General features: G+C 72.8%; 13 protein-coding genes. 5 read left to right on the top strand and 8 right to left on the bottom strand.

Annotation, left to right across the window (positions count from 1 at the left end):
• Nucleotides 1-56: 56 nt before the first annotated feature.
• The 3 genes from BCD49_RS09150 to BCD49_RS09140 are packed head-to-tail and all read left to right on the top strand — an operon-like array spanning nucleotide 57 to nucleotide 3,494.
• A complete protein-coding gene (locus BCD49_RS09150; protein WP_027141112.1) occupies nucleotides 57-1,538 on the top strand; it encodes an aldehyde dehydrogenase in 1,482 nt (493 codons plus the stop codon).
• Nucleotides 1,535-2,500: a TIGR03619 family F420-dependent LLM class oxidoreductase gene (locus tag BCD49_RS09145; protein WP_007508242.1), complete on the top strand. Its 966-nt coding sequence runs from the start codon at nucleotides 1,535-1,537 to the stop codon at nucleotides 2,498-2,500. Before BCD49_RS09150 ends, BCD49_RS09145 begins: the two co-directional genes overlap by 4 nt.
• A gap of 16 nt (nucleotides 2,501-2,516) precedes the next feature.
• Nucleotides 2,517-3,494 carry a sucrase ferredoxin gene (locus BCD49_RS09140; protein WP_007508244.1) on the top strand — a complete coding sequence of 326 codons (978 nt, stop codon included), beginning with the start codon at nucleotides 2,517-2,519 and terminating at the stop codon, nucleotides 3,492-3,494.
• Nucleotides 3,495-3,528: 34 nt separating this feature from the next.
• Here the strand turns inward: BCD49_RS09140 and BCD49_RS09135 are convergent, their stop codons facing one another.
• The 3 genes from BCD49_RS09135 to BCD49_RS44040 all read right to left on the bottom strand — a co-directional run bounded on the left by BCD49_RS09135 (nucleotide 3,529) and on the right by BCD49_RS44040 (nucleotide 5,897).
• Nucleotides 3,529-4,203 carry a response regulator gene (locus BCD49_RS09135; RefSeq protein WP_007508246.1) on the bottom strand — a complete coding sequence of 225 codons (675 nt, stop codon included), beginning with the start codon at nucleotides 4,201-4,203 and terminating at the stop codon, nucleotides 3,529-3,531.
• Nucleotides 4,200-5,570: a sensor histidine kinase gene (locus BCD49_RS09130; protein ID WP_071041386.1), complete on the bottom strand. Its 1,371-nt coding sequence runs from the start codon at nucleotides 5,568-5,570 to the stop codon at nucleotides 4,200-4,202. Before BCD49_RS09130 ends, BCD49_RS09135 begins: the two co-directional genes overlap by 4 nt.
• Nucleotides 5,571-5,645: 75 nt before the next feature.
• Nucleotides 5,646-5,897 carry a hypothetical protein gene (locus BCD49_RS44040; RefSeq protein WP_198536054.1) on the bottom strand — a complete coding sequence of 84 codons (252 nt, stop codon included), beginning with the start codon at nucleotides 5,895-5,897 and terminating at the stop codon, nucleotides 5,646-5,648.
• On the opposite strand from BCD49_RS44040, the gene BCD49_RS09125 reads away from it, so the two are divergent.
• Complete coding sequence (locus BCD49_RS09125) at nucleotides 5,890-6,546, top strand: CPBP family intramembrane glutamic endopeptidase (protein WP_198536055.1); 657 nt, start codon at nucleotides 5,890-5,892, stop codon at nucleotides 6,544-6,546. The genes BCD49_RS44040 and BCD49_RS09125 overlap by 8 nt on opposite strands.
• A 386-nt stretch (nucleotides 6,547-6,932) precedes the next feature.
• Here the strand turns inward: BCD49_RS09125 and BCD49_RS09120 are convergent, their stop codons facing one another.
• Nucleotides 6,933-7,784 (bottom strand): class I SAM-dependent methyltransferase, encoded by an 852-nt coding sequence (locus tag BCD49_RS09120; RefSeq protein WP_007508254.1) that lies wholly within the window; start codon nucleotides 7,782-7,784, stop codon nucleotides 6,933-6,935.
• Nucleotides 7,759-8,502: a helix-turn-helix domain-containing protein gene (locus BCD49_RS09115; protein ID WP_007508256.1), complete on the bottom strand. Its 744-nt coding sequence runs from the start codon at nucleotides 8,500-8,502 to the stop codon at nucleotides 7,759-7,761. The genes BCD49_RS09120 and BCD49_RS09115 overlap by 26 nt, the downstream gene beginning before the upstream one ends.
• 141 nt (nucleotides 8,503-8,643) lie before the next feature.
• Here BCD49_RS09115 and BCD49_RS09110 point away from each other — a divergent pair, with 141 nt between their 5' ends.
• A complete protein-coding gene (locus BCD49_RS09110) occupies nucleotides 8,644-11,367 on the top strand; it encodes a VIT domain-containing protein (protein WP_071041385.1) in 2,724 nt (907 codons plus the stop codon).
• Nucleotides 11,368-11,462: 95 nt separating this feature from the next.
• On the opposite strand, the gene BCD49_RS09105 is transcribed toward BCD49_RS09110, so the two are convergent.
• The 3 genes from BCD49_RS09105 to BCD49_RS09095 all read right to left on the bottom strand — a co-directional run bounded on the left by BCD49_RS09105 (nucleotide 11,463) and on the right by BCD49_RS09095 (nucleotide 14,468).
• Nucleotides 11,463-11,897: a nuclear transport factor 2 family protein gene (locus BCD49_RS09105; RefSeq protein WP_232794209.1), complete on the bottom strand. Its 435-nt coding sequence runs from the start codon at nucleotides 11,895-11,897 to the stop codon at nucleotides 11,463-11,465.
• 74 nt (nucleotides 11,898-11,971) lie between these two features.
• On the bottom strand, nucleotides 11,972-13,153 hold the full coding sequence (locus BCD49_RS09100) for an aromatic ring-hydroxylating oxygenase subunit alpha (protein ID WP_007508261.1): 1,182 nt from the start codon (nucleotides 13,151-13,153) through the stop codon (nucleotides 11,972-11,974).
• Nucleotides 13,154-13,292: 139 nt separating this feature from the next.
• Nucleotides 13,293-14,468, bottom strand: a complete 1,176-nt coding sequence (locus BCD49_RS09095; protein ID WP_232794210.1) for an ABC transporter substrate-binding protein — start codon at nucleotides 14,466-14,468, stop codon at nucleotides 13,293-13,295.
• Nucleotides 14,469-14,610 lie beyond the last annotated feature (142 nt).

Below are 14,610 nucleotides of genomic sequence, written 5' to 3'. Positions count from 1 at the left end.
CGCGTCGAGCAGGCGTTGCCGAGTGGACGGACGACGACGAGGGGATGCGGTCAGGCGTGGACCAGCGACTGATGTACCGGGACGCGTTCTTCATCGATGGCGGCTGGGCCGCGCCGAGCGGCCCGGACCGGTTCGGCGTCATCTCGCCGTCGAGCGAGGACGTCGTGGGTGAGGTCCCGCTCGCGACGGGCGGCGACATCGACCGGGCGGTCGCCGCCGCCCGGGCCGCGTTCGACGACGGCCCGTGGCCGCGGATGACGCCGGCGCAGCGCGGCGAGGTCCTCGCCCGCGCGGCGAAGCTGCTGGCCGAGCGCGCGGGCCAGATCGCCGCCGTGACCGTCGACGAGATCGGCTGCCCGGTGAGCAACCCGGCGTCGCAGACCGGGCTGGTGGCGCCGGTGTTCGAGTACTACGCGGGCCTGGCGGCGGCGTTCCCCTTCGAGCGGATCGTGACGGCCGGCCCGCGCGCGGGTCTCGTCACCCAGGAGCCGGTCGGCGTCGTCGGCGCGATCGTGCCGTGGAACGCGCCCGTCACCCTGGCCGCCTGGAAGACGGCGCCGGCGCTGGCCGCCGGCTGCACGGTGGTCATCAAGCCTCCGCCGGAGGCACCGCTGTCGACGTTCGTGCTCGCCGAGGCGCTGCGGGACGCGGGCCTACCGCCGGGGGTCGTCAACGTCGTGCCGGGCGGTCGCGAAGTGGGCGAGCACCTGGTCACCCACCCCGGTACCGACAAGATCGCCTTCACCGGCTCCACCGCCGCCGGCAAGCGGATCATGAGCCTGTGCGGCGAGCAGATCAAGCGGGTCTCGCTGGAGCTCGGCGGCAAGTCCGCCTGCATCCTGCTCGACGACGCCGACGTGGCCGCGGTCGTGCCGACGGTCGTCGGCATCGGGCTGAACCGCTCCGGCCAGGTCTGCGCCGCCCAGACCCGGATCCTCGTGCAYCGGTCCCGCTACGCCGAGGCGCTGGAGGCCGCGGGCGCCACCGCGGCGGCGATCCCGCTCGGCGACCCGCACGACCCGGCGACGGTGATCGGCCCGCTGGTCGCCGAGCGGCAGCGGGCCCGCGTCGAGGGCTACATCGGCGACGCCGTGGAGCACGGCGCGCGGGTCGTCACCGGCGGCGGGCGGCCCGCCAACCCGCCGAAGGGCTGGTACGTCGAACCCACGATCCTCGGCGACGTCGACAACGGGATGCGGGTCGCCCGGGAGGAGATCTTCGGCCCGGTGCTGTGCGTCATCCCGTTCGACGACGCCGACGAGGCCGTCCGGATCGCGAACGACTCGCCGTACGGGCTGGCCGGCGGCGTCTGGAGCGCCGACCCGGCGCGGGCGCTCGCCGTCGCGCGCCGGCTGCGCACCGGCGCCGTGAACGTGGGCACCGACTTCCCGCCGTTCCCGCTGGTGCCCTTCGGCGGGTTCAAGCAGTCCGGGCTCGGCCGCGAGCTCGGGCCGGAGGGGCTGGCGAGCTTCCTGGAGCCGCGCTCCATCGGCCTGCCCGCGTCGCTCGCGGAGGCGCTCGCGGGCGGAAACGCATGAGCACCGCCCAGCTCTCGATCCGTTACCTGGCGCTGGCGCCGGCGGACCCCGGCTCGTGGCGCCCGCTGCTCAGCCGGGTAGTCGCCGCCGACCGGGCCGGCATCGACCGGGTGGTGCTCTCCGGTGAGCACGTCGTCTTCGGCGAGCACATGGAGAACTACGCGCGGCCCGAGATCGGCGGCCGCGTCGGCGGCGGGCAGCCGACGGGGCCGGACGGCCACTTCCTCGAGCCGATGACGACCATGTCGTTCCTGGCCGGGATGACGTCGCGGGTGCGGCTCACCAACAGCATCCTGCTCGCCGCGCTGCGCAGGCCGGTCGTGCTGGCCAAGAGCGCCGCCACGCTGGACGTGCTCTCCGGCGGCCGGCTCGACCTCGGTGTCGGCATCGGCTGGCAGCGCGAGGAGTACGAGGCCGCCGGGCTGGAGTTCTCCCGGCGCGGCCGGCTGCTCGACCACACCCTCGAGGTCTGCCAGCTGCTGTGGCGGGAGCCCCGGGCCAGCTACCACTCCCCCGAGTTGTCCTTCGAGAACATCCATCTCAACCCGAAGCCGGTCCAGCCGGGCGGCGTGCCGATCTGGGTCAGCGGAACGGTCAACCCCGGCGCGATGCGCCGCCTCGCCCGGTTCGGCGCCGGCTGGATCCCGTGGGGGCCGGCGTCCGACCGCGCCGCCGACCTGGTCGAGACGATCCCCCGGATGCGCGACGCCGTCGCCGCACACGGCCGCGACCCGCTGGAGCTCGGGATCGCCGGCAAGCTCGCGAACGTGCCCGGCCCGGACGGGACGCCGGAGCTGGGCGCGACGATGGACGGTCTCGCGGCACTGCTCGCGGCCGGGGTCACCGACGTGCGCCTCCAGCTGCCAGTGCCGGATGACACAGCCGCGGCGGAGGACTACCTCACCCCGTGGGTAAGTAGGTTTCGGGAGATGACCGGCGCCGTCCGGGCCGGGATCGGCTGAACGGAAGGTGACCGCCGTGACCGTCGACTCCTCACCACAGGCGACGCCCCCCGACTCCGGCCAGTCCTACCGGTGCGCTCCCTGGACCCAGGCACAGGGAGCGGACCCGATCGGCTCGGCGCTCACCTGCGACCTGTTCGTCCTGATCGAGACGCCGCCGCCGTGGCCGCACGACATCGGCGAGCTACCGATCTTCGCCGGGCTGGCCCGGCGGGGACTGCCACCGGCCAGGCTGCTCGCCGTGCGCCCGTCGATCGACGGGCAGCCGGCCGGCCTGCCCGCGCGGCTCGCGGCGGGCGCGGGCGCCGGGGTGGGTGTGACGATCTGGCGACGTTCCCCGACGGGCGGCTTCACCGGCACCGACCACGTAGTCCCTGCCGGGGACGTCGTCGACCAGATCGCCCGGCTCGTCGAGGCACCGGACGGGCGGGGCCGGCCCGCGCCGCCGGAGGTGCTGATCTGCGGGCACGGCACGCGGGACACCTGCTGCGGCCGGCTCGGCACTCGGCTCGCCCTGGAGGAGACCGGCGCGTGGCCGGACGTGCGCGTCCGCCGCTGCAGCCACACCGGCGGCCACCGCTTCGCCCCCACCGGCTTCACCCTGCCCGACGGGCTGGCGTGGGGATTTCTCGACGCCGACGTGCTCGACACGATCGTCCGCCGGGCCGGCAGGCCGCCGCTGAGCGGCCACTATCGCGGCACCACCGCCCTCGGGATGTGGGGCCAGGTGGCCGAACGCGAGCTCTTCGAACGCTTCGGCTGGGCCTGGCTGGACCACCGGCTCACCTCGGCGAGCACCGACCCGGCGCCCGACGGCCGCTCGGCCACCGTCGACCTGGCCTGGGACGGCCCGTCCGGTCCTGGGCGCGCGACCGCGACGGTCGAGGTCGCCCGCGACCTCCCGGTCCTCGTCTGCGGCGAGCCTCCCGAGAACGCGAGGAAGAGCGCCCCGGACCTGGCTCTGCGTTCCTTCGCCATCGGCGGGGGCGGCTGAGCCGTCGCGCTGGCTGTGGCAGTGGTCTGGGGGCCTACTCGCGGCTGACGGGGCGGTCGGCGCCCGGGGTGACCAGGCCGGTCTGGTAGGCCAGGACGACCACCTGGACGCGGTCTCGCAGGTTCAGCTTCTGCAGGACGTGGGTGACGTGCGTCTTGACGGTTCCCTCGCCGATGAAGAGCTCCCGGCCGATCTCCGCGTTGGACCGACCGAGGGCGATCAGGCGGAAGACGTCCCGTTCGCGCGACGTCAGGTCGGTCAGCTCCGGCGGGGGCGTGGGGCGAGGGATGCGGACGAACTGGCTGATCACCCGTCTCGTGACGGTCGGCGACAGCAGCGCGTCGCCGGTCGCCACGGTGCGGATCGCGGCGATGAGTTGCTCCGGTGGGTCGTCCTTGAGGACGAAGCCGCTGGCCCCGGAGCGGAGCGCCTCGTAGACGTACTCGTCGAGGTCGAACGTCGTGAGAATCAGGACGCGCGCTGACCCGTTCGCCGCGAGGATCTGCTGGGTGGCGTGCAGGCCGTCGAGCTCGGGCATCCGGATGTCCATCAGGATGACCGTCGGGTCACAGCGGGCCGCCAGCCGCACCGCCTCCCGGCCGTTGCTCGCCTCGGCGACGACCTCGATGTCCGGCTCGCGGGCGAGCAGCATGCGAAAGCCCGCGCGGATCATGGACTGGTCGTCGGCTACGAGTACTCGGATGGTCATCGCCCACCGCCAGCGGAACCGTTGAGATCGGCGAGATCTGCGAGATCTGCGAAGTCGGCGCGGCCGGCGAAGTCGGCGCGGCCGGCCACGCCGGAACCGGTGCCCGGCGGGAGCGGCAGGCGCGTCCGCAGCAGGAAGCCCCCGCCGGGAGCCGGACCCGCGGTCATCTCGCCGCCGTAGATCTTCACCCGCTCCCGGATGCCGACCAGGCCATAGCCGATGCTGTCGCCCGGCGATCCGCCGTGCCCGTCGTCGCTGACGTCGATCGACAGCTGGCCCGGCTCGAAGCGGATCAGGACCTCGGCATGGYTGGCGCGCGCGTGCTTGAGGGCGTTCGTGAGCCCTTCCTGGATGATCCGGTAGGCGGAGAGATCGAGCGCCGGTGGCAGCTCGCCGCGCTCGCCCTCGACCCGTAGCCGCACCGGCAGGCCCGCGTGGCGGAAGTCGGCCGTCAGGAGCTCCAGGTTGCCAAGCCCCGGCTGGGGCGAAAGGTCGGGGTGCTCGTCGTCGCGGCGCAACGCGCCGAGCAGGCGACGCATGTCGCCCAGCGCCGTCCGGCCGGTCCGTTCCACACCGCGCAGCGCTTCCTTCTCCTCCTGGAACGCGTCGGGCAGGCCGTGGCGGACGGCACCGGACTGCAGCACGATCACGCTGACCGCGTGGGCGACGACGTCGTGCAGCTCGCGCGCGATCCGGGCACGTTCCTCCGCCACGGCGACCCGAGCCCCGGCGGCGCGCTCACGTTCGGCCAGCAGGGCTCGTTCCTCGGCCGCGGCCGCCTGCGCGGTGCGCTCGCGCAGCGCGAAGCCGGCGAGCCAGGCGATCGCGAACAGCGCGGGCGTGAAGACGAAGTTGTCGGTGTCATGGGCTGGGTCGTTGGAGACGATGATCTCCGTGCCGGCGAGGACGACGGCGAGACCGATGCCGGCCTGCCGGCTGTCCGCGAGCTGCCCCAGCAGCAGGGACGCGACCATTCCCGCCGCGAACACGCCCGCGCTGGCGGTGACGAGGGACCCGTCGACGAACGAGAACGCGCCCGCCAGCAGGAAGACCAGCACTGGCGCCGCGAACCGCCAGCCGCTCGCGCCGCCAGAGCCGGCCACCTCTGGACTACCCGAATCGATCACCGCCGAACCAGCCCGGCCCGAGTCGCCGCGACCTGGCCAACCGCTCCGGACATGACGGCCGAGCAGCGGTATCACGACGAGGACCGTCGCGGGCACGGCGAACCAGCGGGACGCCTGCTCGTCGGCGGGGTCCCGCCACCAGGCGGCGTCGAGAGCGCCCTCAACCGCGGCGACCACGATGAGCAGGTCCAGACCGTGGCTACGGACGAACCACCGCGCGAACGACCACAGGCGCTTCACGCGTCGAACATAGCGCCCTTTAGGGCTCCTCGCCTCCGACCAAAGTAAGAGGCGGCTCCCCCTGGGGTAGGAACGTCAATGTTCCCTTGGCTCGATGACATCGCCTTGTCGCGTCCATAACGTCGTATTCGGCATCACGACCAGACGACCGAAAGGATCGGCGATGACCGCCATGACATCGAGCGCGGCCGGAGAAAGATTGACTGCGCGTACCACCGACGAAAACGCCGCGGAACGTGGCCAGCCGCCGCAGTATTCGCTTCGCCAGATCGGCGCGGTCTGGGCGGCGGCCGCGTTGCCGATGGCATTTCTGTCCTGGGTGGCCACTCCCTGGCTCGCGCACCGGCTCGATGGGCCCGCGCCGCTGGCCCGCGCCCTCCTGCTCTGCATGACGATGGGCCTGGTCTGGCAGTTCCTGCTCGTCGTCATCCTGGTCGCCAGGGAGCAGCGGTCCCTGCGGTGGTCCCGCGTGCGGGACGTGTTGTGGCTGCGTGCCCCGCGCGGCACGCGCACGGAACGTCGCGGCGGGCGGCTCTGGCTCGTGCTCGTTCCATGCCTGCTGCTCTTCGCGGCCGAGGAGTTCCTGCCCATGGCGCCGTATCCGGCGAATCGCGACATGGGGACGTTCCTCGACTCGCCCGCCGGCCAGCAGCTCTTCTCCGGATCATGGAGCTGGTTCGCCCTGGTCGTGGCGCTCGCCGTCTTCAACACGGTGYTGGGTGAGGAGCTGTTGTTCCGAGGTCTGCTGCTGCCCCGCATGAACGGCGTCTTCGGCCGGCGTGACTGGGTCGCGAACGGCGTCCTGTTCGCCACCTACCACCTGCACATGCCGTGGGCCATCTCCAGCGCGCTGTTCGACACGTTCGCTCTCTCCTACCCGGCGAAACGCTACCGCAGCGCCCTCATCGGCATCGCCGTCCACAGCTCCCAGAGCATCGTCATCATCGCGGCGACGCTCGCGGTCGTCCTGAGATAGCCCGCCCGAAACGAGCGCGGAGGTCGACGAGAAATGACGGAAACACCGCCGCCGCCCAGCAGGGACTCGCGCCTACCTCGTCGCACCACCTCGCCCACGTATCGCCGCCGCTCCCAGCTTGGAATGACGCCACGATGAATCCACTGGCCCTGCTCGCGCCCGACTCCGCGATCATTTTCGGACAGAACATCGCGCGGTTCGTCCTCGCCGTCCTGACCGTGACGCTGGGCAGCGTGGCGGCGGTGTTCGGCATCGACGACCCACGCTGGTCGGCCGGAGGCCCGTCCCTCGCCCTGAACCGGCTGACGGCCGGCTCGGTCCCCGGGGGAACCGGCTCCGCTCTCGTCTGGTGCGTCCTGTTGGCCGTGCTCCTCCGTGCCACGGCGCTACGGCTGCCCCGCCTGTGCGTGGGCGACGACCAGCCAGCACGCCGCGGTGTACCGGATCTCCGTGCCCCGCTGGTAGGGGTCGAAGGCGGGGCGGACAGTCTCGACGACCTGGGCGCGGGTCCGCTCGTCGACCCCCTGAAGCGCCCGGCCGACGGGACCGAGCAGGGTGAGGTAGCGAACCAGCTCCGTTTCCGGCAGCGCGACCTCCACGTCGATCGGCTGGATGTCGATGCCGGTCCAGCCGCCCTCGTCGAGGAAATCGCGGACCCGGTCCTCCCGCGCGAGGGCGAACTGGCCGGGCGCGTCCGGGTCGCGGGGCGCCAGGTGTGGCAGGAGCGGCGCCGCGGCCCGCTCGGCCGTCGTCTGGAACGGATTCTCGCCGGGGCTCCGCCAGGTGATGAACCGGATCGTTGCGGTGTCCGTCCCGGCCCGCCGCAGGTTCGCGAAGGCTCGGGGGAAGTCGTCGAAGAACATGACGCCGAAGCGGGAGACGAGCAGCTCGAAGCCGGCCGGTTCGAAAGCGTGCGTGGCGGCGTCGGCGCGGACGAAGCCGGCCGACACACCCGCCCGTTCGATCCGCGCCCGGGCGGCCGCGATCATCGGCTCCGAGACGTCGACGCCCACGCAACGTCCCGCCGGGCCCGCCCGCCGCGCGGCGGCGAGGGTCGTCGCGCCCGTACCGCAGCCGACATCGAGCACGCTGGAGCCGGGAACCACCGCCTCCGCGAGCAGGTCCTCGAACGGCCGGTACATCTCGTCGATCAGGTCCTGCACCACCGTCCAGCCACGCGCGGCGGCGCCATTCCAGAGGGTCTCCTGTGAGTCATCGCGCCCAGGTGCGACTTCCATGGCCGTCTCCATCCTCTGGCCGCAGGTCACCGAAACCGTAACCGGGAGCCAGGCCGAGGCGGACGAGCAGATCGAGCAGGGGAACCGCGGCCGCCGCGATGGCGTCGAGCTCGTCGGCGTCCGGCGTCCGGGCGGCGGCACCCAGGACGAGCGTGACAGTGTCACCCAGCCGGATGGCTGGCACGGCGGTCGCCGCGCCCGCGCCCGCGGGTCCGGGTCCGGGTCCGGGCGCGGGACCGGGCGCTGACGCTGACGCGGCGACCGACGTGGGCGGCCGCGCCGCCGGGCGCCTCGGCGCGCCGCGCTTCCAGAACTCGGCGGGCGCCGCCGCGGGCGGGACGGCCATGGACGCGCGGACGGGACGCGGCGCTCCGACCAGCTCCGTGAGCTGAGGGTCGGACGCGCCGAGCAGTCGCTGCTGGATCTCTGCGAGCGACCGCCCCTCGGACTGAAGCTTCTTGATCGCGGCGAGTTGGAGCACGTGCCGAGGGCCGTAGAGGGCGACGCGGCCACGAGTGGCGACCGGCCGGTCGACCAGGCCGATCGTGGCGTACCAGCGGACGGTCCGCTCGGTCGGCAGCTCGCCGACGCGGCCACTGCTCTGGCCCTCGTAGTTGCCGGCGAGCAGCGCCGCCACCCGGCTGGGGAGCTCCCCGAGGGTCCACGGACCGGCGTCCGCGTACTCCCCCGCRGCCTCGACGTCAGGGTCCACAGTCATGATCCCTGCTCGACATCCCTGCGCGACCTCATGTGGCCATCTTGACAGTGTCATCGTGACACTGTCAAGATGACAGGGCACGCCGGGAACGCCGCTCGTCGGGTCGAGTGGTCGCGGACAGGCGGCGGAGGAAGGGGAACGGTGAGCACCGACCTCGAACGGATCAGCACCGTCGGCATGGTCGACCTGGTCGAGCCGGAACCGCCGGCCCAGGCGGACGCGCCTCGACGGAACGAGGAGGACGGCCTCGGCTGCCTGCGGACCGGGCGCGGCAACCTGCCACTCGACGCGATCGACGTCCAGGCCGCAGTCACCGGCCTCGCGTCGACCATCACGCTCAGCCAGGGCTTTCACAACCCGTACGACGAGCCACTCGAGGCCACCTACATCTTCCCGCTGCCGCCGCGGGCCGCGGTCACCGCGCTACGGATGGAGGCGGACGGCCGGGTCGTCGAGGCCGAGCTCAAGGAACGTGGCCAGGCGCGGGCGGACTACGACACGGCCATCACCCAGGGCAGGCGCGCGTCGATCGCCGAAGAGGAGCGCCCCGGCGTCTTCACCATGCGGGTCGGCAACATCCTGCCCGGCGAGCGGGTCACCGTCCGCCTGACRCTGGCCGGAGAGCTGTCCTACGAGGACGGCGCCGCGACCTTCCGCTTCCCGCTCGTCGTCGCGCCCCGCTACATCCCCGGTGCCCCGCTCGCGGGCGAGCAGGTCGGCGACGGGGTCACGGCCGACACCGACGCCGTGYCGGACGCGTCCCGGATCAGCCCGCCGGTGCTGCTGCCGGGCTTCCCGAACCCGGAGCGCCTCTCGGTGGCCGTCGACATCGACCCGGCCGGCCTGCCGCTGGCCTCCGTCGACGCGAGCCTGCACACGGTCATCACCGAACGACGCACGGACGGCCTGCGCGTCCGGCTGGAGCCGGGCGATCGAGCCGACCGCGACTTCCTGCTGCGCCTGACGTTCGACGCGGACGAGGCAGTCAGCACCTCGCTGTCGGTACTGCCCGACGAGCCTGCGGCGGACGGCGCCACGACCGCGGACGGCGAGACAGCCACTGTCGGCGCGGGCGGCGCGGCGGGCGGCGGGACGTTCGCGCTCACGATCCTGCCGCCGGCCGGTACGACGCGGGCCCGGGACCGGGACGTGGTGATCGTGCTCGACCGGTCCGGCTCGATGGGCGGCTGGAAGATGGTCGCGGCGCGGCGGGCCGCCGGCCGGATCGTCGACACCCTGCGTGGCGGTGACCGTTTCGCGGTGCTGGCCTTCGACAACCGGGTCGACACCCCGCCGGCCCTGCCCTCAGGGCTCGCGCCTGCCAGCGACCGCGCCCGGTTCCGGGCCGTGGAGTTCCTGGCCACCCTGGAGGCCCGCGGCGGGACGGAGATGCTGGAGCCGCTGCGGCAGGCCGCCGCCCTGCTCCGCCCGCGGTCCGAGACGCCCGAGCGCGACCGGGTCGTCGTGCTGGTCACCGACGGCCAGGTCGGCAACGAGGACCAGCTGCTGCGCGAGCTCGCCACCGGCCTCACCGGGGTGCGGGTCCACACCGTCGGCATCGACCGGGCGGTGAACGAGGCGTTCCTGCGCCGGCTGTCCGGCCCGGCCGGCCGCTGCGAGCTGGTCGAGTCCGAGGACCGGCTGGACGACGCGATGCGCCACATCCATCGCCGCATCGACGCGCCCGTGGTCACCGGCCTGCGGCTGCTCCCGGCGGGGCCGGCGGACCTGGCCGTCGACGCCGACTCGCTGAGCCCGGCGCCGCTGCCCGACCTGTTCACCGGTGCTCCCGTCGTCATCACCGGCCGGTTCACCGGCCCGCCGGTGGGGACCGTCACCGTCGCCGGGCAGGCCGCCGACGGGGGTTCTCCATGGCAGACGGCGGCCGCCGCGGCGGCGAGCGGCAACCCCGCTCTCACGGCCCTCTGGGCACGGGCCCGCATCCGCGACCTGGAGGACCGGTACGCGGCCGACCAGGCCGAGCGGCGCGGCCATGAGGCGCTGGAGAAGCGCATCGTCGAGACGTCGCTGCGCTACCGGGTGCTGTCCCGCTTCACCGCGTTCGTCGCCGTCGACCAGCGCGTCGTCAACGAGGGCGGCACGGTCCGCCGGGTGACGCAGCCCGTCGACCTCCCCAGCGGCTGGTCCTACGAGTCGCCGGTCGCCGGCGGGACGCCGGCCGGCGTCCCGCTGTTCGCCGGCAGCGCCGTCGCCGCCAGTTTCGCCGCGCCCGCCGGACCACCGCCCCCGATGTACCAGCCGATGCCTCCGTCGGTCGTTCCTCCCGCGCCTGCCGGGCCCGCGCCCATCCGAGCGCGGCGGGACACCCCGGCGGGCTCGGATGACTTCGACGTGCCTGACTTCCTCGCCAGCGGCCCTCTGAGCTCACCTGCCGCCCCTCGGCCCGGCCCGCGGCCCGGCCCGCGGCCCGGGCGAGGGACCGGCCGTGGCCGGCAAAAGGCCAAGCTGACCACCGGTTCCGGACCGTCCGACGCCGGTGCCGACCCGGGTGCCGGCACGCTCTGGGCGTTCGTCGCCGCCGAGCTGGCGGTGCTGTCCACGGGCGACGGGCCCTCGCCGCGCCGCGGGGCGGCCGACCTGGCCGCGCTCGCCGGCCGCATCCGCGCGGCGCTGCCCGGGTGGCGACGAGCCGGTCAGCACGAGGCGGCGTGCGCGGCGCTGGAGAGGCTCGCCAACCAGCTCACCGCCGCGTCCCCGGACCCGTCGGACGCGGCCCGGCTCTGGGAGCACGCCCGCGCGACCCTGGAGGCCATCCGCGACGGACGCGCCGACCAGCTCACCGACGACCGCTCCTCGCCGGACGCCCCCACGCGCAGGTCACGCCAGGCCTTCTGGAAGCGATGAACGACCGGTTGATCACCACGGACGTGTTGGCGTCGTCGTGCATTCGGTCGAATCACGACCGCGACGACACGTCCGTGGTGATCATGGGCCCGGTCCTAGTCCTCCGCGAGCAGGGCGAGCAGGAGATGTGTGTCCTGCTGGAAGACGCGGATCTCGCGGATGGTGCCGCCGGCGACGGTGAAGACCTCGATGACGTCGACCGTCGCCGAGCGGCCGGTGGCCTTCGCGGTCCAGGTCTGGGTGGTGAGCTGGACGGCGCGGGTCGCGTCGCCGAAGACCAGCGGGTTGGTGATGGCACGGTCCCAGTGGCGGCCGGCCTCGACGTTCATCGCCGCCATGCCGGCCTGGCCCTCGTGCCAGCCGCCATGCGGCAGCGAGTCCGGCTGCTGGACCCGGATCTCCGGGTACATCAGCGCGAACGCGCCCTCGACGTCACCGGACTGGAATCGGCGCGCCATCTCGGTCACCACCGTGGCGGCGTCCGCCGCCGACACGTCGACGCGGTCGGGCTCGGGCTCGTCAGTCAGCAACGGAGCAGCCGGTGAAGGAGCGGTCGGCGACGGAGCGCCGGCGGAGTCGGTGGACCCGACGGAGGAGGTCCCGCTCACGCCGACCCCGCCCCGGCGGCGTGGCGGGCGCGGTGGGCCCCGAGCGCGGCCTCGAACCCGCGGTGCAGGTGCTGCGGGGCCGGCTCGTTGCGGCCGAACACGACCGTGTCGATCATGCCGAGGCGCACGCCCGGCTCGGTGCGGCCGGCCACCCAGAAGTCCTCGCCGTCGACGACGGTCTCGCAGATCCACGGCGCCATGTCGACCGCCTTCGACCGTTCCTCGTCCGTCAGGCCGGGACGCAGGTAGGAGGTGTGCACGACCTCGGAGCTGCTTTCGTCGACCGGGAGGATCTGCCACAGCTCGACGTGCCGCGCGTCGAAGGTGAGGCTGACGTTCGGGAACAGCGCGTACTGGTAGCTGAAGTGCCCGCCGACGTCGCCCCAGTCGGCCTCGGGGCGCTCGCGCAGCTCGACGATCGACTTCAGCGCGGAGCTGTTGCGCAGGTGCCGGCCGAACGGGTCGAACGTCAGCACGCCGCCGACGGCGTAGGTGGCGAGCGTGGTCTTGTGCAGGTAGTTGAAGTGGTAGTTCTCCCGGAAGGTGTCCAGGGTGACCTTCCAGTTGCCGCCCACCTTGTGCACGTGCGGCTCGCTGTGAGGTTGCCAGTCGGCGAAGTCGAGCAGCGCCAGCTCGCCGGCCAGCTCCGGGCCCAGATACTCGTCGATGTCGACCGGTGGGCCGGGCCGCAGCCGGCCGACGATGAGCCCGTAGCCCTCGGTGACCTCGAGTGGGACCAGACCCTTGCGGCTCTTGTCCAGCCCGGTGAAGCCGTCGGGCACCGGCATGCGGCCGAGCTTCCCGTCGAGGCCATAGGTCCAGGCGTGGAACGGGCAGGTCAGCCGGATGGCCTCCCCCGCCCCGTCGACGAGCCGCACACCGCGATGGCGGCAGGCGTTGAGGAAGGCGTGCACCTGGCCGTCGCCGTCCCTGGTCAGCAGCACGGGGGTCCCGAGCAGGTCGACCGTCCGGTAGGTCTCCGGTTCTGGTAGCGCGCCCGACAGGCAGAGGACGAGAGGCTGGTCGAGGAACAGCGCCTCGATCTCCTCGGCCTGCCGCTGCGCCGAGTAGATGTCGGTCGGCAGTTCCATGACGTCGTCGGCCATGTCCGTCGTGCGGTTGTCGATGTGGTCGAGCAACCGACGCGCGAGGCTGTGTTCGAGCGCTTCCCTGTCCACCGCCAGTCCTTCCTGTTCGGTTCGCCCCGTCCGCGCGCCGCCCGGCCCGGACCGGGCCCGCCGTACGGCGGTGCCGGGCCGCGCCGCCGGACACGATGTCCCGGCGGCACGGCCCGGCGCGTCGTGCCGGAGCGCGCGGCTACTGCTGCGGCTTACCCACAATGAACGGCTTCTCGACGGTGACGACGAGCTTGCCGTCCTTGATTTCGCCCTGCGACGCCGACTGGTTCTTCACCCGCGGGATGCCCTGAACGCCCGCGGAGGTGAAGTCGATCGGCGCGGTCGCGCCCTGCGTGTCGAGCGCGGTCTGCTTGTCCAGGTACTCCCGGATCTTCACCGCGTCGACGACGCCGACCTTGGGAATGATGTCCGCGAGCAGCTTGACGCTGAGCCAGGCGTTGATCGCCGAGTCACCGATGGTGTTGGTGATCCCGCCGACCTGCTTCGCGTACTTGGCGACGTCGTCGTTGAACGCGCCGATGGCACCCTCACCGAAGGCGAGCACCACCAGGTTCGGCTGCTTGAGATTCGTGACGGTCTCGACGACCTGCGGCGTGAGCACGATGCTCGGCAGCGCCCACATCAGCTTGGTCAGGCCGATCTGGTTGCAGGTCTGGATCAGCGGGGCGAGTTGACGCGGGTTGATCGCGGCGACCGCGGTGTCCGCGCCGCTCTGCTTGATCTGCAGGCAGGTCGGCTGGAAGTCGGTGGCCGTCAGGCCCAACTTGACCTGGTCGACCGTGACCGACGGCGGGTAGTAGCTGGCCGAGACCTTCGCCGACGACTGCGCGATGGCCGAGTCCGCCGAGATGTAGGCGACGTGCTTGCTGCTCGCCGGCAGCATCTGCGGGAGGATCCGGTAGCCGACGAGAACCGGCTCCAGGATGTAGACGCGCGGGTTCTGCAGGGACGGCGACGCGGCGCCGAGGCTCGCCCAGGAGATCGTGTTGGCCGTGTCCAGCGTCGGGAGCAGGCTCGGCTCCATCGTGCCGTCGTCACCGGACATCATGAGGACCTTGTCCTCGACCAGCAGCTTCTGGGCGCACACCGAGGCACCCTGAGGCGTGTTGTGGTCGTCGCAGACGTCGATCTCGACCGGCCGGCCCAGGATCCCGCCGTTCGCGTTGACCGCCGCCGCCGCGATCTTCGCGGCCTGCGCGACCCACGGCTGGGACACCGCGTCGGTCTGGATGCCGGTCATGAGCCCCAGCTTGATCGGGGCACCGGTCGGCTTGGGCGCGGTGGCGGTGGCCCCGGCGCCGTCGGACTTGTCCGAGTCCGACGAGCTGCCGCAGGCCGCGACGGCGAGCGTCACGCCTAAGAGCGCCGCGACCAGCTGCTTGCGGGGTAAGCGAATCCGGGGTCTTCCAGCCGCGCTCGGCCGAACTACTGACATTTTCATTTCTCCGTATCGTTGAACGCGAAAAGAACGCCTGGAATGGCGGTCTGAGATTTTG

The organism is Pseudofrankia sp. EUN1h (genome assembly GCF_001854645.1).
Classification (GTDB): domain Bacteria; phylum Actinomycetota; class Actinomycetes; order Frankiales; family Frankiaceae; genus Pseudofrankia; species Pseudofrankia saprophytica.
This window is presented reverse-complemented; position numbering and strand designations above follow the sequence as displayed.